18 protein-coding genes and 2 pseudogenes are annotated in these 17934 nt (G+C 69.2%); 2 read left to right on the top strand and 18 right to left on the bottom strand.

The annotated features are described in order from the left end of the window. The 10 genes and pseudogenes from ACXJKR_RS07650 to ACXJKR_RS07605 all read right to left on the bottom strand — a co-directional run. Nucleotides 1–176: pseudogene (locus ACXJKR_RS07650) on the bottom strand (malonate decarboxylase holo-[acyl-carrier-protein] synthase); the annotation flags it as partial. A 3-nt stretch (nucleotides 177–179) separates the two neighbouring features. After that, nucleotides 180–881 (bottom strand): biotin-independent malonate decarboxylase subunit gamma, encoded by a 702-nt coding sequence (locus ACXJKR_RS07645; protein ID WP_457322089.1) that lies wholly within the window; start codon nucleotides 879–881, stop codon nucleotides 180–182. Beyond that, nucleotides 881–1741 carry a biotin-independent malonate decarboxylase subunit beta gene (locus ACXJKR_RS07640; RefSeq protein WP_457322087.1) on the bottom strand — a complete coding sequence of 287 codons (861 nt, stop codon included), beginning with the start codon at nucleotides 1739–1741 and terminating at the stop codon, nucleotides 881–883. The genes ACXJKR_RS07645 and ACXJKR_RS07640 overlap by 1 nt, the downstream gene beginning before the upstream one ends. Further along, entirely contained in the window at nucleotides 1738–2055 is a 318-nt protein-coding gene (gene mdcC, locus ACXJKR_RS07635; protein ID WP_457322086.1) for a malonate decarboxylase acyl carrier protein, read from the bottom strand. Before mdcC ends, ACXJKR_RS07640 begins: the two co-directional genes overlap by 4 nt. 7 nt (nucleotides 2056–2062) lie before the next feature. Continuing rightward, nucleotides 2063–3727: a malonate decarboxylase subunit alpha gene (mdcA, locus tag ACXJKR_RS07630; RefSeq protein ID WP_457322084.1), complete on the bottom strand. Its 1665-nt coding sequence runs from the start codon at nucleotides 3725–3727 to the stop codon at nucleotides 2063–2065. A gap of 10 nt (nucleotides 3728–3737) precedes the next feature. Further along, nucleotides 3738–5099, bottom strand: coding sequence for a TRAP transporter large permease (locus tag ACXJKR_RS07625; RefSeq protein ID WP_457322082.1), 1362 nt, complete (start codon nucleotides 5097–5099; stop codon nucleotides 3738–3740). Further along, nucleotides 5096–5671: a TRAP transporter small permease gene (locus ACXJKR_RS07620; protein WP_457322080.1), complete on the bottom strand. Its 576-nt coding sequence runs from the start codon at nucleotides 5669–5671 to the stop codon at nucleotides 5096–5098. The genes ACXJKR_RS07625 and ACXJKR_RS07620 overlap by 4 nt, the downstream gene beginning before the upstream one ends. A gap of 7 nt (nucleotides 5672–5678) precedes the next feature. Beyond that, the gene (gene dctP, locus ACXJKR_RS07615; RefSeq protein WP_457322078.1) at nucleotides 5679–6698 is read right to left on the bottom strand and encodes a TRAP transporter substrate-binding protein DctP; all 1020 of its coding nucleotides are present in this window, start codon (nucleotides 6696–6698) and stop codon (nucleotides 5679–5681) included. A 142-nt stretch (nucleotides 6699–6840) separates the two neighbouring features. Further along, the gene (locus ACXJKR_RS07610; RefSeq protein WP_457322076.1) at nucleotides 6841–8544 is read right to left on the bottom strand and encodes a hypothetical protein; all 1704 of its coding nucleotides are present in this window, start codon (nucleotides 8542–8544) and stop codon (nucleotides 6841–6843) included. A 36-nt stretch (nucleotides 8545–8580) separates the two neighbouring features. Beyond that, a complete protein-coding gene (locus tag ACXJKR_RS07605; RefSeq protein WP_457322074.1) occupies nucleotides 8581–10263 on the bottom strand; it encodes a hypothetical protein in 1683 nt (560 codons plus the stop codon). 185 nt (nucleotides 10264–10448) lie between these two features. On the opposite strand from ACXJKR_RS07605, the gene ACXJKR_RS07600 reads away from it, so the two are divergent. Next, a complete protein-coding gene (locus ACXJKR_RS07600; protein WP_457322072.1) occupies nucleotides 10449–11633 on the top strand; it encodes a hypothetical protein in 1185 nt (394 codons plus the stop codon). Between the two features lie 44 nt (nucleotides 11634–11677). Here ACXJKR_RS07600 and ACXJKR_RS07595 read toward each other — a convergent pair whose 3' ends face one another. Genes ACXJKR_RS07595 through ACXJKR_RS07575 form a run of 5 tightly spaced genes read right to left on the bottom strand, consistent with a single transcriptional unit; the run spans nucleotide 11678 to nucleotide 15472 of the window. Next, on the bottom strand, nucleotides 11678–12631 hold the full coding sequence (locus ACXJKR_RS07595; RefSeq protein WP_457322070.1) for a LysR family transcriptional regulator: 954 nt from the start codon (nucleotides 12629–12631) through the stop codon (nucleotides 11678–11680). Between the two features lie 21 nt (nucleotides 12632–12652). Next, the gene (locus ACXJKR_RS07590) at nucleotides 12653–13231 is read right to left on the bottom strand and encodes a DUF4337 domain-containing protein (RefSeq protein ID WP_457322069.1); all 579 of its coding nucleotides are present in this window, start codon (nucleotides 13229–13231) and stop codon (nucleotides 12653–12655) included. Between the two features lie 6 nt (nucleotides 13232–13237). After that, nucleotides 13238–13732 (bottom strand): dihydrofolate reductase, encoded by a 495-nt coding sequence (locus ACXJKR_RS07585; protein WP_457322067.1) that lies wholly within the window; start codon nucleotides 13730–13732, stop codon nucleotides 13238–13240. Continuing rightward, nucleotides 13729–14544 (bottom strand): thymidylate synthase, encoded by an 816-nt coding sequence (locus ACXJKR_RS07580; RefSeq protein WP_457322065.1) that lies wholly within the window; start codon nucleotides 14542–14544, stop codon nucleotides 13729–13731. The genes ACXJKR_RS07585 and ACXJKR_RS07580 overlap by 4 nt, the downstream gene beginning before the upstream one ends. Before the next feature lie 28 nt (nucleotides 14545–14572). Then, nucleotides 14573–15472 carry an NAD-dependent epimerase/dehydratase family protein gene (locus ACXJKR_RS07575; protein WP_457322063.1) on the bottom strand — a complete coding sequence of 300 codons (900 nt, stop codon included), beginning with the start codon at nucleotides 15470–15472 and terminating at the stop codon, nucleotides 14573–14575. Nucleotides 15473–15619: 147 nt separating this feature from the next. On the opposite strand from ACXJKR_RS07575, the gene ACXJKR_RS07570 reads away from it, so the two are divergent. Continuing rightward, nucleotides 15620–16354: a helix-turn-helix domain-containing protein gene (locus ACXJKR_RS07570; protein WP_457322061.1), complete on the top strand. Its 735-nt coding sequence runs from the start codon at nucleotides 15620–15622 to the stop codon at nucleotides 16352–16354. 98 nt (nucleotides 16355–16452) lie between these two features. On the opposite strand, the pseudogene ACXJKR_RS07565 reads toward ACXJKR_RS07570, so the two are convergent. The 3 genes and pseudogenes from ACXJKR_RS07565 to ACXJKR_RS07555 all read right to left on the bottom strand — a co-directional run. Continuing rightward, nucleotides 16453–16575 (bottom strand): annotated as a pseudogene (locus tag ACXJKR_RS07565) (ATP-binding cassette domain-containing protein); the annotation flags it as partial. Nucleotides 16576–16581: 6 nt separating this feature from the next. Next, entirely contained in the window at nucleotides 16582–17709 is a 1128-nt protein-coding gene (locus ACXJKR_RS07560) for a lactonase family protein (protein WP_457322059.1), read from the bottom strand. An 83-nt stretch (nucleotides 17710–17792) separates the two neighbouring features. Then, entirely contained in the window at nucleotides 17793–17909 is a 117-nt protein-coding gene (locus ACXJKR_RS07555; protein ID WP_457322091.1) for a type II toxin-antitoxin system RelE/ParE family toxin, read from the bottom strand. Between the last annotated feature and the right edge of the window lie 25 nt (nucleotides 17910–17934).

Raw genomic sequence — 17934 nt, 5'->3', positions numbered from 1 at the left:
CACAGGCCCAACGCAATGCCGTCGTCGTCGCGTTGGCGCGTGACGACGAGGGGCAGGCCTCGCGCAGCCCAGTGACCCAGGCAGTCGAGGGCTTCGGCGTCCCAACTGCCGCCGAGCAGGCCCTGCCAGCCCACGGCCGACAGCCAGGCGATCTGGTGGCGATGTAGCGCGGCCATGGTTCAGGCGGCGTCGAGCACCCGCTGCGCGACCGCTGCGGCCATCTGCCGCCCGCCGCGCGCGGCGCCATCTTCAGCACGCCGGTCATCGGTCGGCGCATCCGCCAGCGCCTCGCGCAGGGCCTGGGCCAGGTCGCCCTGCCAGAGCCGGCGCACGCCGCCCATGGCGACGTAGTTGTCCACGCCGGGCGCGAACACCGGATTGGATTCGGACAGTTGCGCCAGCAACGCCTCGGGCAGCTTGGTCACGCGCGCCATGGCCGGCAGGCGCATGACGCGGATCTCGGCCTCGGGCAGTGCGTCGCAGGCGTCGGCGATGAGGCCCGAGGTGATGAAGCCGCCGGACAAGGCTTGGTCGTAGACGAGGCCCAGCACGCGGTGGCCGCGCCGGCGGGCGAGGTCGATCGTCATGCCCAGATGGGCCATCGCGCGGTTGATGCCCAGCAGCTCGTCGCGGCGGCGCAGCTGCTGGCCTTGGGTGTCGATCAGCAGCAGGATGGCGCGGCCGGGGTGCTGGGCCATCGTGTCCAGCACTGCGCGGGCCTGGGTCAGCGCGAGCTGCACGCCGATGGGTGCGTGGTTGGTGGTGCCGATGACGGCGATGGGCTCGCCGTCGAACTCGACCTCGCCGCGCAGGAAATCACCGTCGCGCGTGATGCCGTGATCGGCGCCGAAGAGTTGGGTTGCAAGCGTCTGCCAGTCCATCAGCGGGCTCCCAGGGCCAGCACACCGGCCACGTCGAGGTCGGGCACGTGGGAGGCGCTCTGCACGCCGAGCGAAGCCCACAACGCAATGGCTTCGGAGCCGTCGAAAGTGAGCCGCGCACTCAGCCGCGCGTGCTCGGCTTCCAGCAGTTCCAGCGTGACCGGCCGCCCCGAATCCAGCGCCGCAATGGCTGCCGCGCGGAACTCGGCCACGTCGTCTTCCACCAGCACGTCGCAGTCGCCACTCAGCCAGCGGTGCTTGCCGCCGGTCGTGCGCCACACCAGCGCTCGGTCGCGTGAGTCGAACTCCTCGACGCCATGCGAAGCCTCGATGACTTCGGGGCCGGACATGGCCAGGCGCCCCAGGTCGCTCATGACGATGTGGTCGGCGCAGCGCGCGACGATGCCCATGCCGCCGAAGCAGCCATTGGCGCCGCCGATCAGCACGATGACCGGGATGCCTGCCGCGCGCACATCAAGCAGCGCGCGCATCACCTCGGAGACAGCGATGAGCCCGGCGTTGGCTTCGTGCAGGCGCACGCCACCCGACTCGGCCAGCAGCAGCACGGCCCGTGGCTGGTCGCGCAGCGCGCGCTTCAGCAGGCCGACGAGCTTGGCGCCATGCACTTCGCCGACGCCGCCGCCCATGAACTGGCCTTCCTGCGCGGCGACGAAGATCTCCTGACCAGCCAGCGTTGCGCGGCCAATGGCCACGCCGTCGTCGAAAGAGGAGGGCACGCCAAGCTGCGCCAGGTGGGGGCTGGTCAGCCGCATCGCGGGCGGCAGCCACTCGTAGAAGCTGCCGGTATCGACGACCAGGGCCAGGCGCTCGCGTGCCGAGCATTCCGCATAGGACATCACGGCTGCAGCTCCTGCGCGGCCTGGTCCAGCCGCAGGCTGACGACGGCGGGCGTGGCGCCCATGTCGTGGATGGACAGCTGCACGCCGGCGAGCTGGTGGCGCTGGTGGAAGTCGCTGACGACGGCCGACCAGATGGTGCCGAAGCCGCGCGCCGAGGTTTCGATGTGGATGCGGCAGTCGCTGCCGGCCGCGGGCTCCAGCAGCACTTCGAGGTTGCCGGAGCCGACGACGCCGACCAGCACCGGCGTGAAGCTGCCGGCGGGCCGTGTGCCGGTGAAGGCGTAGTCCAGGGTTTCGAGGCCAGGGGTGGTCATCTTGTCCTCACCAGTTGCGGAAACGCTTGGGCGGGCTGTACAGGCCACCCGAGGCGCGCACGAGGTCGCGCATGCTGCGCGCGGCCAGCAGGTTGCGCGTGGCGTCGCGCGGATCGATGCCGAGGTCGGCAGGCCGCTTGATGACACCACGGTCGCGCAGGTTCTCGACCATGCGCGCATCCCGCGCCAGACCCACCGCCGTGTAGCCCGCCACGCCGCGGATGGCCTGCTCGCGCTCCTCGTCGCTGCGGCACAGCAGCAGGTTGGCGATGCCTTCCTCGGTCAGGATGTGGCTGACGTCGTCGCCGTAGATCATGATGGGCGGCAGGGCCATGCCGGCCTGCTCCTGCAGTGTCCACGCGTCGAGTCGTTCGACGAAGGCGGGCTGCATGTGTTCGCGGAAGGTCTCCACCATCTGCACCACCAGCTTCTGGCCACGAGGCGTGCCGGCGGCGCCTTGCCTTCCCGCACGGGCCTCGGCACCGGCCTTCAGCCACGCGGGGCTGGYGTGGCGGCGGCCGCGCGCGTCGGCGCCCATATTGGGCGCGCCACCAAAGCCGGTGATGCGGCCCAGCGTGGCGGTGGAGCTGTTGCCCTGCAGGTCGATCTGCAGCGTGGAGCCGATGAAGAGGTCGCAGGCGTAATGGCCGGCGGCCTGGCAGAAGGCGCGGTTGCTGCGCAGGCTGCCGTCGGTGCCGGTGAAGAAGACGTCGGACCGGGCACGGATGTAGTCCTCCATGCCGAGCTCGGAGCCGAAGGAGTGGATGGACTCCACCCAACCGGCCTCGATGGCGGGAATGAGCGCCGGGTGTGGGTTCAACGCCCAGTGCTTGCAGATCTTGCCCTTGAGGCCGAGCGACTCGGCATAGGTGGGCAGCAGCAGCTCGATGGCCGCGGTGTCGAAGCCGATGCCGTGGTTCAGGCGCTGCACGCCGTACTCGGCATAGATGCCCTTGATGGCCATCATGGCCATCAGCACCTGGATCTCGCTGATCTGCGCCGGGTCGCGGGTGAACAGCGGCTCGACAAGGTTGGGCCGCGGCGCCTGCACGACGAAGTCCACCCAGTCGGCCGGGATGTCGATGCGCGGCAACGTGTCGACGATCTCGTTGACCTGAGCGATGACGATGCCGCCCGAGAAGGCCGTGGCCTCGACGATGGCCGGCGTGTCCTCAGTGTTGGGGCCGGTGTAGAGGTTGCCTTGCGCATCCGCGGCGTGGGCGGCCACCAGCGCGACCTTGGGCGTCAGGTCGACGAAGTAGCGCGCGAACAGTTCCAGGTAGGTGTGGATGGCGCCGATCTCGATGCCACCCGCCGCGACCAGCTTGGCCAGGCGCGCACCCTGCGGGCCGGAGAAGCTGAAGTCGAGCCGCTTGGCGATGCCGCTCTCGAACACGTCCAGGTGCTCGGGCAGGGCCAGCACCGACTGCACCATGTGCAGGTCGCGCACGCGCTGCGGGTCCACCTGCGTGAGCGACTGGGCGAGGAAGTCGGCCTGCTTCTGGTTATTGCCTTCCAGGCAGACACGGTCGCCGGGCTGCAGCACGGCCTCCAGCAGCGGCACGATGGCGTCGGTCGCCACGCGCCGGCCCTGTACGCCGGTGAGTTCGGCCGCCCGCGAGAGCCGCTCGCGGCGCTGGCGGTCGCGCAGGTTCCAGGCGGGAGCATTCATGGCCGGCTCCTCAATGCGCCTTGGCGGCGACGCCCATGACCGCGTCCGGCAGAGCAGTGGCAATGCCCGGGAAGATGCAGATCAGCAGCACCGCCAGCAACATCAGCACGACGAAGGGCAGCACGCCCCAGATGATGTCGCGCAGGTCGATGTCGGGCGCGATGTTCTTGATGACAAAGATGTTCAGCCCCACCGGTGGGTGGATGAGGCCGGTCTCCATGACGATGGTCATCAGGATGCCGAACCAGATCAGGTCGAAGCCGGCGGCCTTCAGCGGCGGCAGGATGATGGGTGCCGTCATCAGGATGATGCTGACCGGCGGTAGGAAGAAGCCCAGCAGGATGACCATCAGCAGCACCGCGGCCAGCAGCACCCACTTGGACAGCTGCATGCCGACGATCCACTCCGCCGCCGACTGGCTGATGTGCAGATAGCTCATCACGTAGGAGAACAGCAGCGACATGCCGATGATGAGCATCAKCATGGTCGATTCCTTCAGCGTCGACTGGAGGATGGGCGCCACGTCCTTGGGCCGCCACACGCCGTAGATGACGGCGATCAGCGCCAGCGCCAGCAGCGCGCCAAGGCCGGCCGTTTCCGACGGTGTCGCGAAGCCGCCATACAGCGCCACCATGACGCCGATCAGCAGCAGCACGAAGGGCACGACGCGCGGCAGCATCTCGAACTTCTGGCGGTTGGTGAAGGTCTCGTTGGCCAGCAGCGCCGAGGCGGCACCGGTGCGCTTGTATTCGGCCTCGGCCAGCGCGTACTCCTTGCGGTAGCGCAGCGCCGCGTAGCCGGCGAACAGCGCCACCAGCAGCACGCCCGGCATGATGCCGGCCAGGAACAGCCGGCCCAGCGACTGCTCGGCCGCCACTGCGTACAGGATCATCGTGATGGACGGCGGCAGCAGGATGCCCAGGGTGCCGCCGGCAGCGATGATGCCGGCCGCAAAGCCGGGCGAGTAGCCGCGCTTGCGCATCTCCGGGATGCCGGCGCTGCCGATGGCCGAGCAGGTGGCCGGGCTGGAGCCGGCCATGGCCGCGAACAGCGCGCAGGCGAACACATTGGCAATACCCAGGCCGCCGGGGATGCGGCCCATCCACACATGCATGGCGGCGTAGAGGTCCTGGCCGGCGCGTGACTTGCCGATGGCCGCGCCCTTCAAGATGAAGAGGGGAATGGACAGCAGCGTGATGCTGGCCATCTCCTCGTAGACGTTCTGCGTGACCGTGTCCAGCGCCGAGGCCGGCATAAAGATGGCCATGAACAGCACCGCGACGCTGCCGAGCGCGAACGCGATCGGCGCGCCCGAGAACATGAACAGCAGCGTGACGACGCCGAACAGCGAGCCGAGGACGAGCATGCTCATGCTGCGACTCCTGAATTGGATTTGAAGAGGCCGTTCACGCGCGCCGTGAGCTGCACCAGCAGCTGCAGGCTCAGCAGCGTCATGCCCACGGACATCAGGCCGTAGGGAATCGACAGCGGCGGCGCCCAGGAAGACGAGGTGGTCTGGCCGTCGACCCAGGCCTCGTGGAACAGCGTCCACGACTTCCAGGCGAAGAAGGCGCAGAAGGCGGTGCCCATCAGGTCCACGAGCATCAGGCGCAGGCGGTTCACGGCGCGGGGCAGCAGGCCGGCGATGGCCTCGATGCCGACGTGGCCGCGCAGCGACTGCACGAAGGCGCCRCACAGGAAGGTGGCGCCGACCAGGCAGAAAACCGCCGCCTCGTCCTGCCAATCCGTCGACGCCTTCATCACATAGCGCGACACGACGCTGTAGGTCAGCACGCAGGACGCCACCAGCAGGGCCAGCATGCCGAGCACGACCATGGCGTGGTTGATGAAGTTCAAGCCGCGCGCGATGGGGCGCAGCAGGGCGGGCGTGTCTGGGTCGATGCCGGCGACCGCCGCCGGTCCCATTTCGAATCCGTGACTCATGGCGTGCTCACAGCAGCTTCTGAGCGGCCTTGAGGATGGCGGCGCAGGATTCGTTCTTCTCGCCGAAGTCCTTCCACGCGGTGTCGCGTGCGATGGCCTGCCACTTCTTCAACGTCGGCTCGTCCATGTCGTAGACCTTGGCGCCGGCCTTGGCGTAGATTGCGGCGGCGGCCTGGTCGTCAGCCTTGGCGGCATCGCGGGCAAAGACTTCCAGCTCGGCGCCGACGGCCATGACGATGTCCTGCTGGGCCTTGGGCAGCTTGTTGAAGACCTCCTTGGAGATCATCAGCGGCTCGAACATGAACCAGTAGGTGCGCTGCCGGCCCGAGGTCAGGTGCTTGGCGATCTCTTCGAGCTTGAAGGAGATGAAGCTGGTGGACGAGGTCATGGCCGCGTCCATGGCGCCGGTCTGCATGGCGGCATAGATCTCATTGGACGGCAGCGTGATGACCGAGGCGCCGGCCTGTTTCAGCATCATGTCCATCTCGCGGCTGCCGCCGCGCACCTTCAGGCCCTTGGCGTCGTCCGGCGTCACCAGCGGCCGTGCCCGGCTGGCCACGCCGCCGGCCTGCCAGACCCAGCTGACGATGAGGACGCCCTTGTCGTCCAGCACCTTGGACAACAGCTTGCCCACCTCCGCCGTCTTCCACGCCGCGCCCTGCTCGTAGCTGGGCACCAGGGCCGGCATCAGCCCGGCATTGGTCTCGGCCACCTCGCCGCCGGCATAGGACAGCGGCACCAGGCTCATGTCCAGCGCGCCCTTGCGCAGGGCCGAGAACTGGGCATTGGTCTTCATCAGCGACGAGCCCGGGTAGACCGAGGCCTTCAATGCGCCGCTGCTGCGCTTCTCCACCTCGGCGGCGAACTTGCGGCACAAGCGGTCGCGGAAGTCGCCCTCGGTGAGCGTGCCGCTGGGGAACTGGTGCGAGATCTTCAGCGCGCCCGCCTGGGCGTGGGCGCTGGGCAGCCAGAGGGAGGTGGTGGTGCCAGCGGTGGCGGCCAGCCATTGACGGCGATTGAGGGTCACTTGATGTCTCCAGGTCCGCCATTCAGTGGCGGTATGCGGCCGCAGTGTGGGAGCGGCCCTCGGGACGATCAATCAACCTCGCCGGCCGACGTTTACGCCGACCGCAACGATTCTGGGTAAACCCTGAACGCGACGAACGATTTCACTGCGGGCGCCCCAGTGCCCAGCTGCGCTCGCCCAGACCGTTGTCGGAGCCCGCGATGCGGCCTTGCGTGACGACGCCCTCGGCGGTCCACACATGCCCGGCTTTGGTCGGCGCGCTGGTGCTGCCGGTCGGGCAGCTGACGGTCATCGTCGAATTCCACAGCGTGGCCAGGTCCAGCTTGTAGCGCGCCGGGCTGGTGGATTCATCGACGATGAGCTGGCCGGTGGCCTGGGCCTGCGCGAGCGGGATGTGCGTGGGCGTGACCGTGTGCTGGCAGACTGGATCCACCACCGTGTAGAGGTGCTCGGMATTGCCGGTGGGGTGGTAGACGCGGCGGGTCGCGGTGCTCAGCGCGGCATCAAGGGTCCAACGCGTGTCGAGGTTGTACTTGTGGCCCGCCCCGAGATCGCCGACGAAGGCCTCCAGCTTGCCGACCCAGGCATCTTCGGTGACGCGGATCTTCGCGCTCAACGCCAGGCGGCGCCCGTTGCTGTTGTTGATGCTGCTGAAGCGCAGCGTGAGCGGATTGGTGGCCGGTACCAGGGCYGGCGCGGTGTAGACCATGCCGGCTTGGGGCTCGGTGGCCAGCGTGCCCAAGGTGGCGGCGGGCGTCGTGCTGCCTTCCAGCGTCCACTGGCGCTGGAAGCCGGCCTTGGTGTTCAGCACCGGCACCTGCACGTCGCGCAGCACCGGCGTGGGCAGGCAGAACTCCTCGCCAGTCTGCGTCTCACAGGGCTGGCTGCCGCGCATCACATAGATGCTGACGGGCACGAAGCGCTGGCTGCCGAGGGTACGCACGCTGGCCGAGGCGGGCACGAGCTTGTGCGCCTTCACGCGCACAAACTGGCCCTTGACGCCGCGTACCGAGGTGGCCGCCGCACGAGCCAGCTGCGCGGACGCCGCGGGCTGCTCCTCCACCCACAGGCTGGGCGGCAGGCTGACCTGCAACAGGCGCTGGCCCTCGTCATGGGCAGCCAACGGCAGCAGCCACCAGCTGCCATCGGCCTGGCGCAGCGCGATGCGGTCCTGCAGCACCTCGTCGACGTCCTCGTCGGCGCCGTAACGCATCGACAGCGTCAGCGTGCGGGCCGGGCGCTCGGGCAGGCTGAAGCTCAACCCCGGGCCGATGCCGTCGGCCAGCGGATTGGTGACGGGCTGCAGTGTCGCGGTGCCGGCCTGGCTCAGGCTGCCGGCGGGGAGGTCGAGCTGCAGGCTGCCGTCCGCCAGGCGCAGGCTGGTTGTCGTCGGCTTGTAGGGCAGCGGGATGCCCGCGCCCACGGCCGTCGGGGCCGCGGTCGTCAGCACCGCCTCGCTGCCGGTGCGGGCGGTTGCCGTGGCCAGCACGCTGCCGTCGGCGCGACTGAGGCGATAGGTGTAAGCGGTGTCGGCACCGAGCCCACTGTCCAGCCAGAGGCCCGCGCCGCTGTCCACCTCGGCGACGAGGGCGTAGTCGCCACCGTCTTCGCGGCGGCGCTCCAGGCGCCAGGCGGTACCCGCATTGCCGCCGGTCCAGGAGACGGTGGCGTGTTGCGCCGAGCCGGACAGCGCCGACATCTGCGCGTCGGGGGCCGGTGTGGACGGGGTGGGCGGGATTGTGGGCGTGCCCGGATTTCCGGGCGTGGCCGGGTCGGAACCACCGCCGCAGCCGGCGAGGATGAACAGGGCGGCACACAGGGGTGCCAGGCGTCGAGACGAGAACATGAGGGCTCCAGTAAGGTTGCGGCGGCGCGTCGGGGCTCAGAGCCAGTGGCGCATCAGCACGACGTCGAGGTCGCTGTTGCCGCTGGCTTCGCCGGCCTGCAGCACGCGCACCGTGGGCACGCGCTCGTCGGGCTGCAGGGCCAAGGCGCGGCCGCTGTCGGTGCGGATGCCGCTGGCCACCGCGGTGACGCGGATGCCGTTGGGGGAGAAGCCGGTGTCGCGGCTGCCGTCGCTGTTCAGCCGCAGCAGCACGGTGTCGGCGCTGGAGCTGTTGCCGGTGTACATCCAGCCGCCGAGCAGCAGCCGGCCATCGGCCTGCTGCACGAGGGCGGTGGCTTCGTCCCAGTTGTCGGCGCTGACCGCGACGACGGCACGGCCCCCGGTGCCGAAGCTGGCATCCATGCCGCCGTTGGGCAGCAGGCGCACGGCGGCGAAATCGTGGTCGCGGTGGCCGGCCAGCACTAGCTTGCCGTCGGCCGTGACGACGACGCCGCGAGCGGCGCCGGTGATGCTGCCGAACAGGCTGCGCACGATGCCGGCGGTGCCAAAGCCGGCATCCAGCGTGCCGTCGGCGCGGTAGGCGGCGGCGATGAAGTCTCCCTCGCCGCCGGCGGCGACGATGCGCGACACGCCCGCCGCGGTCTGCAGCGCCAGCGCATAGATGGTCTCGCGCGCGCCGTCGCTGCCGATGGCGGTCAGCACCTTGCCGCCGTTGCCGAAGCTGGCGTCGAGGCTACCGTCGGCGTTGTAGCGGGCCATTGCGAAGTCGCTGCCGTTGGCGCCCTGGCTGCTGTCGCCGCCGAGGACGATCTTGCCGTCGGGCTGCAGCAGCAGGGCGTAGGCCTTGTCGGCGCCGTTGCCGAAGGAGGTCGTCACGCGGCCGCCGCTGCCGAAGGTCGTGTCCAGCGTGCCGTCGGCGTTGTAGCGGGCCAGCGCGAAGTCATAGCCGCTGGCGCCCTGGTCGCTGCTGCCGGCGACGAGGATCTTGCCGTCGGCCTGCACGGCCACGGCCTGGGCCTCATCGCTGCGGCCACCGTTGTTGAACGCGGTGCTGACCTTGCCGCCGTTGCCGAAGCTCGGATCCAGGCCGCCGTCGCGCAGGTGGCGCACCACCATGAAGTCCGTGCCGGTGGTGGAGCCGAAGACGCCGAAGCCGGCCACGACGGCCTTGCCGTCGGCCTGCACCGTCACGCCGCGCACGTAGTCGTCGGTGATGCCGCCCGGCGTCACCAGCGTGCCACCGCCGAAGCTGGTGTCGATGTCACCCGCCTGGCCGCGCACCGTCACCGTCAGGGGCTTGCTGGCGTTGGCCGTGCCGCCAGCGCCCTTGATCGTGACGCTGGTCGGCAGCGAGTGCGGTGCCGTGGTGGCGGCCTGCAGCGTCAGCGTGCCGGCGTTGCTGCCGGCGGGCACGCTGAGCGCTGCGGTCGTTGCGCCGGCGGGCATGTCTTCGGCGCTGAACTGGATGGCGTCCGTGAAGCCGGCATCGCGCTGCACGGCGACGGCGACGCTGGCCTGCTGGCCCTGCCAGACGATGGCCTTGCTCGTGTCCAGCGTGAAGCTGAACCCAGCTGCGGCGGGCGGCGGTGTGGKGGGCGTCGGCGTTTGCGGCGTGGGGGCCGGGCTGCCGGTGGCGGCATCGGTGCCGCCACCGCCACAGGCGGTCAACGCAGCGGCGATCAGCAGGGAGAGGGGGAAACGGGAAGCAGTGGTGGTCATGTGGACTCCGGTCGATTGGGGTGGCGGCACTGTGCCGACCGGGTGCGCGGCTGCCATCCGCCCGACAGGCCATGGCGGCAGTCATCGGAGAGCCATGCATGCCACGGCCGCGATGGCTCTTCAGAGCGATGACAGCGCCCTGGCGGGTCGCAACACTGGCGCCTCGCTATCGCCATCCGTCGACCATGAATCCCTCATTCCGCTTCGACCTTCAGATGCCAGTCACCAAGGCCCTGCGCCTGTTCCTGAACGACACCTTGCCGCGCGCTGCTGCCGCGATGAGCACGTTGGCGCTGCTGGCCGTGCCGCCGCCCGCCGCCGCTGCCATCGACTGCTGGGTGGATGCGGAGCACCCCACCACGGCGGACCAGCGCCGCGTCACCGACCCCGCCGTCGCCCCGATGCGGCAGGCGCTGCAACGGGTCAACGCGATCCTCCATGCCCAGCGGGAACTGCACGAGCTGCCGCGCACGCGGCTGCGCAGCAGCTGGCAGGTGGGTGGCCAATGGGACGCACCCGCGCGCAGCGGCAGCCTGCTGCTGCGCGACCACCGCGAAAGCATGTGGCTGCCCGGCCGCTGCGACGTCAACCCAAAGGCCGACCGTCTCGGGCCGATGGCCGCGGTGGTGGTGGCCATCAACGCGCCCACCAGCTTCTTCGAGTCGCCCCATGCCGAGTTGCGCGACGAACAGCTGCAGGCCTGGCGAGAGCTGCCCGCCACCGGGCAACTCAACAGCTACACGCTGTACGGCGGCCATCAGCTGGTGTTCACGCGCGGTGGCCGCCTGCCCTGGGTGGCGGTGACCACCGCCGAGTACGTGGACTTCACGCTGCGCGACCTGAAGCGCCGCATGCAGGAGGACAGCAGCGCCCGCGCGGGCCTGCCGGCCGAGGGCGACACTGCYGCGCGCGAGGCCTTTGACGAAGCCCAGGTGCAGAAGGTGACCGCCGGCCTGCGCAAGGTGGACCCGGCCGCGGCCGAAAAGATGACTGTCGAGTTGCGCGACCAACTGCGAGCCACCCGCGAAGCCGAGGCACGCACGGCCCGCCGCAAGGCAGCCGCCGGTGTCGACGCCAACCCGCTGCAGACCATGCTTCGCCGCGTCGAGGCCTGGCGCGCCGGCCTGTCGCCGCAGCAACTGGCTGCGCCTGCGCTGCTGGGCCTGAACGGGCTGCACGACGCCGCTGTGCCGCTGGACCGCTACCCGCGCTTGGTCAAGCCCGACCCGGATTTTCCATGGGACCGCAGCCACCCTGGCCGGCCGCAGATGCTGAAGGTGGCCGTGAATGGCGGCGACATCTTCACCGAACCGATGCAGCGCGTGCTGCAGCAGCTGGACCTGAAGGCGCTGCAGGCGCTGGTCGATTGATCGAAGGTTCTTGAGAAGCGTGCCGTCTCGGTGGGCGGTAGTCCCTACCCACCGTGCCCCGGCGTCAACGGCGGCGGGAGGTTGGCTTCCAGTTCCGCCGTGTGGCTGCGGCAGGCGGCCAGCAGCGACAGCAGGTTGGGGTCACGCTCCCGCGTGCGCAGGAAGACGACGCTGATCTTCTGCCGCATCTGATAGCGCGCCGCCAGCGGCACGAGGCAGACGCTGCGCGGCAGCACGCCGCGCACGCGCCCGGGCAGCAGCGTGCAGCCGATGCCGCCGCCCACCAGGTTCATCAGCGAGAAGATGTCGCTGGTGGTCATGACGACGTTGGGCTCGAAGCCCGCCACCTGGAAGGCTTCGACGAAGCGGTCGCGCGTCACATAGCCTTCGTTCAGCGACACGAAACGCTCGTCCGCGCAGGCGCCCAAGTCCACCTCGGTCTGGCGGGCGTAGGCCGAGTCGGCGGGTGCGGCGAAGAAGATCTCGTCCTCGAACAGCAGCTGCGATTCGACGTCGGCCGCGCCCTCGGGAAAGCCCATCACCGTCGCGTCCACGGCGCCGTCACGCAGCTTGCGCAGCAGGTCGCTGTTGGAGCCCAGCACGAGCTCGGTCTGGATGTCGGGCTTGCGCAGGCGCAGCGCCATGATGAGGGCCGGCACGGTGCCGCTGGTCAGCGAGTACAGCGAGCCGATGCGGATGCGGTCGGCCGCGTAGCCGGCGATCTCGCGCGTCGAGCGGATGCCGTGGGCCATGGCCTGCAGCACCTCGCGGGCCACGTCGGCCAGTGCGTGGGCCGCGTCATTGGGCTRCAGGTTGCGGCCCTCCAGCCGGAACAGGCTGCAGCGCGTACCCGTCTCCAGCGAATGTAGTGCCCGGTGCACGCTGACCGCGCTGATGCCCAGCCGCTCGGCGGCGCGCGCGAGATTGCCGCTCTCCATGAAGGCCAGCAGGATCTCCAGCTTGCGGAAGGTGATCTCTTCGTCGATGCGGTGGAGCATGCCGGGCGTCCTGGGGCGGCGTCAGATGTGCGCCGCGGCCAATCCACCCAGCACGATGCCGATGCCGCCCGCGGCGATGGTGGCCCATTCCATCCAGCGGCGCTTGGTCAGCAGCGCGATGGCGGCCAGCGCGATGGATACCTGCAGCGCGGTCGTCGCCTGGGCCCAGCGGTGATGCATGTGCAGCTGCGCCTCGCTCTTCTCGTCGAAATGCTTGGACTCGGCTTCCAGCGCCTCGGCCTTCTCCTTGATCTCGGCCTTTTCCTTCTCGTAGCGAGCAACCTTGTCGCGGTACTTGGTCTTGGCTTCTTCGCTAGGGCTCAGCTCCAGCGCGAGCTCCGCGAGGTTCTGTTTGCTGCTCTTGGACTGGTAGTAGTTCCACTGGTTGCCGGCCTCGGTCTTCTTGATGGCCGCGTCGTTTTTCAGGATGCCGGCATTGGCCTGCGTCGCACCGCCCATGTAGGAGAAGCCGGCCCCGAGGGTGGCCAGGATGGCGGTGATGACGGCCAATTGGCCGGCAAAGCCCTTGGCATCGTGCTGGGCCGCATGCTCCAGCTCGTGCTCGTGCGGGCCGTGGACGTGGAAGCCGTGTCCGGACATGTGGGGTTACTCCTTGAGAACGTAGTCAACAAAATCGAAACGAAGACCGTTGGCGCCGGTGTGCGGCTCGCGTCGGTCTTCGATGAATTGGTCTCGCGGCCAGGCCGGGAAATGCCGGTCCGCATCCGGGAAGACGGCATCCACCTCGGTCAGCGCCAGCTTGTCAGCCAGCGGCAAGGCCAGCGCGTAGATCTCGCCGCCGCCGATGACGCAGGCCTCGGGCGCGTCCTGGCAGGCGGCCAGCGCGGCATTCAGGCTCGCAAACACCTCGGCACCGGGCAGTTCGGCCCCCGAACGGCTGATGACGAGATTGCGGCGGCCCGGGAGTGGACGGAACTTCGGGGGTATGGAGTCCCAGGTCTTGCGGYCCATGACGACGGGCTTGCCCAGGGTCAGCGCCTTGAAATGCACCATGTCTTCGGGGAGGTGCCAGAGCAGCGCGTTGTTGCGCCCGATCGCGCCGTCTTTCGCAACGGCTGCCACCAACGTGATCTTGCTCATACCGCCACCGGCGCCTTGATCGCCGGATGCGGGTCGTAGCCGCTCAGCTCGAAGTCCTCGAACGCGTAGTCGAAGATCGACGCCGGCCGGCGCTTGATTGTCATCGTCGGGTAAGGCCGCGGCTCGCGGGCGAGCTGGGTCTGCACCTGCTCGACGTGGTTGTCGTAGATGTGGCRGTCGCCACCGGTCCAGATGAAGTCGCCCAAGGCAAGGTCGCACTGCTGAGCCAGCATCATCGTCAGCAGCGCGTATGACGCAATATTGAAGGGCACGCCCAGGAAGATGTCGGCGCTGCGCTGGTAGAGCTGGCAGCTCAGTTTCCCGTTCGCCACGTAGAACTGGAAAAACGCATGGCAGGGCATCAGCGCCATCTTGGACAGCTCGGCCACGTTCCAGGCACTGACGATGATGCGGCGTGAGTCGGGGTTGTTTTTCAGCTGCTTCACGACCTCGGCGATCTGGTCGATGTGGCCACCGTCCGGCGTCGGCCAGGAGCGCCACTGCACGCCATAGACCGGCCCGAGGTCGCCATCCTCGCGCGCCCACTCGTTCCAGATCGTCACGCCGCGTTCCTGCAGCCAGCGGGCGTTGCTGTCGCCGCGCAGGAACCACAGCAGCTCCAGCACGATCGACTTCAGGTGCACCTTCTTCGTGGTGACCAGCGGGAAGCCCAGAGCCAGGTCGAAGCGCATCTGGTGGCCGAACACGCTGCGCGTGCCGGTGCCGGTGCGATCGCTTTTCTGCACGCCATGCTCGAACACATGGCGCATGAAATCTTCGTATTGCTGCGGAGGACGGGGCGGGGTGCTCATGCCCCTATTGTCTCCGCAGGCGCCTGGTCTAGCAGGGCCCCAGGTTGTCGGCCAGCACCTGCTCCAGCGGCGTGGCTGACACGCCCAGCAGGCGTTGCGTCTCGCTGGCATCCAGCAGGAACGGGCGCTCGAACAGGTAGACCATCTCGGCCACCTCCGCCATCATGGTGTCAGCCTCGGCCGCCTGCCGCAGCTCCTCGGCCGTCATGCGCCGCAGCCTGGGTGCGCCCAGCTTCGCCAGGCGGGCGGTGGCGTTGGCCAGCTCGCGCACRCAGGCCGTGCTGGACGGTACATGCCAGGCCCGGCCCCAGGACTGCTGCGATGTCGCCGCCGCGGCCAGCGTGGCCGCGACGTCCAGCGTGAAGCTCCAGCTGTGCGCGGCGTCGAGGTCGCCGGGAAAGACACTCTCCTCACCCTTCAGCAGCGCCGGCAGCACGAAGAGATTGAAGTAGCCCACCGACGCGTGGCCCAGGAAGTCGCTCGCGCGGACCTCGGCCACCGGGACGCCGCTGCGCCGGGCCAGGTCCCACATGCCGGCGCGCACCCGCCCCTTGACGGTATGGGGCGCCAGCGCATGGTTCTCGCGCAGCGGTCCTTCGACAGGGCCGTAGCCGTAGACGTTGCTCAGGGTCACGAGCCGGGCGCCCACGGCCGCCGCCACCGACAGCGCGGCGCTCCCGATCGGCGGGAATTCCTCGGGCCAGCGGTCGTAGGCCGGCATCGCGCAGTTGATGAGGGTGTCGACGCCCGTGGCGAGTTCGCGCATGGTTTGCGGGTCGTTGACGTCCGCCGCCACGTGCCTCACACCCGGGTGGGATGCAGGCGTTCCGCGCCGGCTGACCAGCGTGACGTGATGGCCCTTCGACGCAAGGAGGGCCGCAGTGTTCGAGCCCGTGGGGCCCGCGCCGATGACAAGGATGTTGTTCATGCCGAGTTTGTAGGGGCGGTGGGCATGTCCTGTCGCGCACGAAAAGAGCAGCGGACGGCACATTCGGGCAYGGCCCCTCGGCGGCTGGGGATTTGGCCGGCCCGCTAGATTGCCGCCATGCATTCAGAGTTGATCAGCCGGAGCGGGATGGCGTTGCGGTCGCGGCACGAACGTGCGGGTCGGGCGCTCGCCACGCCGCTGGACCACCACCGCGTCGTCCTCCATCTCAGTGCCAGCACCAAGACGGCCTGTCTGCGCACGGGGCTGCCCTTCCTGCGCACGCGCGGCGACGTGGACATCGTGCCGGCTGGGGCCGCCGACGGGTTTGAGGCCCAGTCCGACTTCAACAGCCTGGAGGTGTTGATCGCCCCGTCCCGGCTGGAGCGGATGGCGGACGAGCTGGGCCTGGGCAGCCGGCATGTCCAAGTCGGCATGGTCCACATGGCGCGCGAGCCGCGCCTGCAGGGGCTGCTCTATGCGCTGGCCCAGGACCTGCAATCCGACGCTCCCTTTGGCGAGCACTTCCGTAACGGCCTTGTGCAGTCGGTTGCCACGGCGGTGCTGCTGCGCGCGCCGTCATCGCAGGAGGCGCCCGCAGCCCCGGTCCTGCAGCGCGTGCAGGACTACATCGAGGCGAATCTCGAACGACCGCTGTCGCTGCCCAGCCTGGCGCGGGTGGCGGGCGTCAGCCCGTGGAGCCTGCAGCGGCTGTTTCGCAGCGGCGTCGGCATGCCGGTGCATCGCTACGTGGTGTCGCGGCGTGTCGAGCGTGCCCGGCAACTGGTGCAGCAGCGGGCGGGGGCGCTCAGTGAGATCGCGTTGATGGCCGGCTTTGCCCACCAGAGCCACATGTCGCGCTGGATGCGGCGGCTGCCGGAATAGCTCAGGCCGCTCCTGCGTTCGTGACCAACCCAAACTGCATCGCCGCCAGCTTCGCATACAGCCCGCCGCGAGCCACCAGCTCTTCGTGGCGCCCAATGCGGCGGGTTCTTCAGCATCGCACGAGCGATGCTGATGCGCTGGCGCTGGCCGCCAGACAGGCGCTCGCTGCCCTCGCCAAGGAGGTTGGCATAGCCCAGGGGGGCCTTGGCCGCCGCGATGACTATCGTCTAGCGCCGCAAGAAGCGAACGTACGCAGGCTGGTCAACCGTTACCTCGCCGCCAACGCGTGACAGCGTGCCGTGCTCGGGATTCATACGAAAAACGGTGACGTTGCCGCTGTCATGATTGGCCGCCACCAGAAAGCGCCCGCCCGGGACGATGCCAAAACTGCGCGGCGTGTGCCCACCGGTGCTCGTCGCCTCGATGAAGCGCAGTGACCCGTCCTGCGCGTCGATGGCGAACACCGCGATGCTGTCGTGCCCGCGGTTGGAGACGTAGAGGAACCGGCCGCCTGGGTGGACCATGATCTCGGCGGTGCTGTTGCCTTCGGCCTTGGTGCCGGGCGGCAGGCTGGACAGCACTTGAAAGCCCTCCATCGCGCCGGTCACCGCATCCACGCGGTAGGCGGCCACGCGGGAGGTCAGCTCCAGGTTCACGTAGGCGTAGCGGCCGTTCGGGTGGAAGGCCATGTGGCGCGGGCCGCCGCCGGGCTCGGTGGTGGCGTAGGCAGGAACGTTCGGCGAGAGCCGGCCGCTCGCCGCGTCCAGCCGATAGATAACCACCTTGTCCAGCCCCAGGTCGGGCACGTAGGCGCGGGTCTGGGTCGGGCCGGGGTAGATGCCGTGCGGGTGGGGTTGCTGCTGGCGCTGTGGGTTGACGCTGGCGCCCTCATGCTGGACCGTGGAGGCCGCCGGCCCCAGGCTGCCGTCGCCCTGGATGGGGTAGGACACGACGTTGCCCCCGTTGTAGTTGGCCAGCAGCAGCACGCGCCCACCGGCATCGACGGAGATGTGGCAAGGGCCGTTGCCGCCCGAGGGCCGGGTGTTGAGCAGCACCAGGCGGCCGTCGTCCTGCACGGTGAACGCGGCAACTTCCTCTTTCCAGGACCCATCAGCGGCGCGGCCGGCTGCGACCGAGTAGACAACGGGCTTGCTCGGATGCGTGGTGAGGAAGCCCGGGTTGCCGATGGCGGCGGCCAGCAGCGGCGGGGACAGCGCGCCGGTGATCTCGTCAAGGGTGGAGACGTAGATGCCTTTGCTCTCGCCGCCGGTGTCGGTGCCGACATAGACCAGCGTCTGGGCCGCGATGGCCATGGGCAGCAGTGAGGGGATCAATGCAAGGGCGAGTTTTTTCATGCGGGGGGAGTTTGGCCGGGGCAGGCCGTGTTGCCCCGTCCGGTGCTCAGGCGGCAGCGTCTGGAGTTGCAGTGCGCCAGAGCCTATAGCTCGAAGCTTGCGTCAATGTCGCGTGATCCGTGTAAAACGCGAACGACATCAATACCGTCTGGCAAGGGCTGGAAGAACACCACGTATCGCCCGAACGCGAGGCTGCGAATTCCGGGTGCCAGTTCACCCCTATTG

It is taken from the genome of Roseateles sp. P5_E11, assembly GCF_054049355.1.
This window is presented reverse-complemented; position numbering and strand designations above follow the sequence as displayed.

Bases quoted from the DNA above. Each gene is read 5' to 3' on its own strand.
- ACXJKR_RS07560 (WP_457322059.1), bottom strand. From the start codon at position 17,709: ATGAAAAAACTCGCCCTTGCATTGATCCCCTCACTGCTGCCCATGGCC.
- ACXJKR_RS07590 (WP_457322069.1), bottom strand. From the start codon at position 13,231: ATGTCCGGACACGGCTTCCACGTCCACGGCCCGCACGAGCACGAGCTG.
- mdcC (WP_457322086.1), bottom strand. From the start codon at position 2,055: ATGACCACCCCTGGCCTCGAAACCCTGGACTACGCCTTCACCGGCACA.
- ACXJKR_RS07570 (WP_457322061.1), top strand. From the start codon at position 15,620: ATGGCGTTGCGGTCGCGGCACGAACGTGCGGGTCGGGCGCTCGCCACG.
- ACXJKR_RS07645 (WP_457322089.1), bottom strand. From the start codon at position 881: ATGGACTGGCAGACGCTTGCAACCCAACTCTTCGGCGCCGATCACGGC.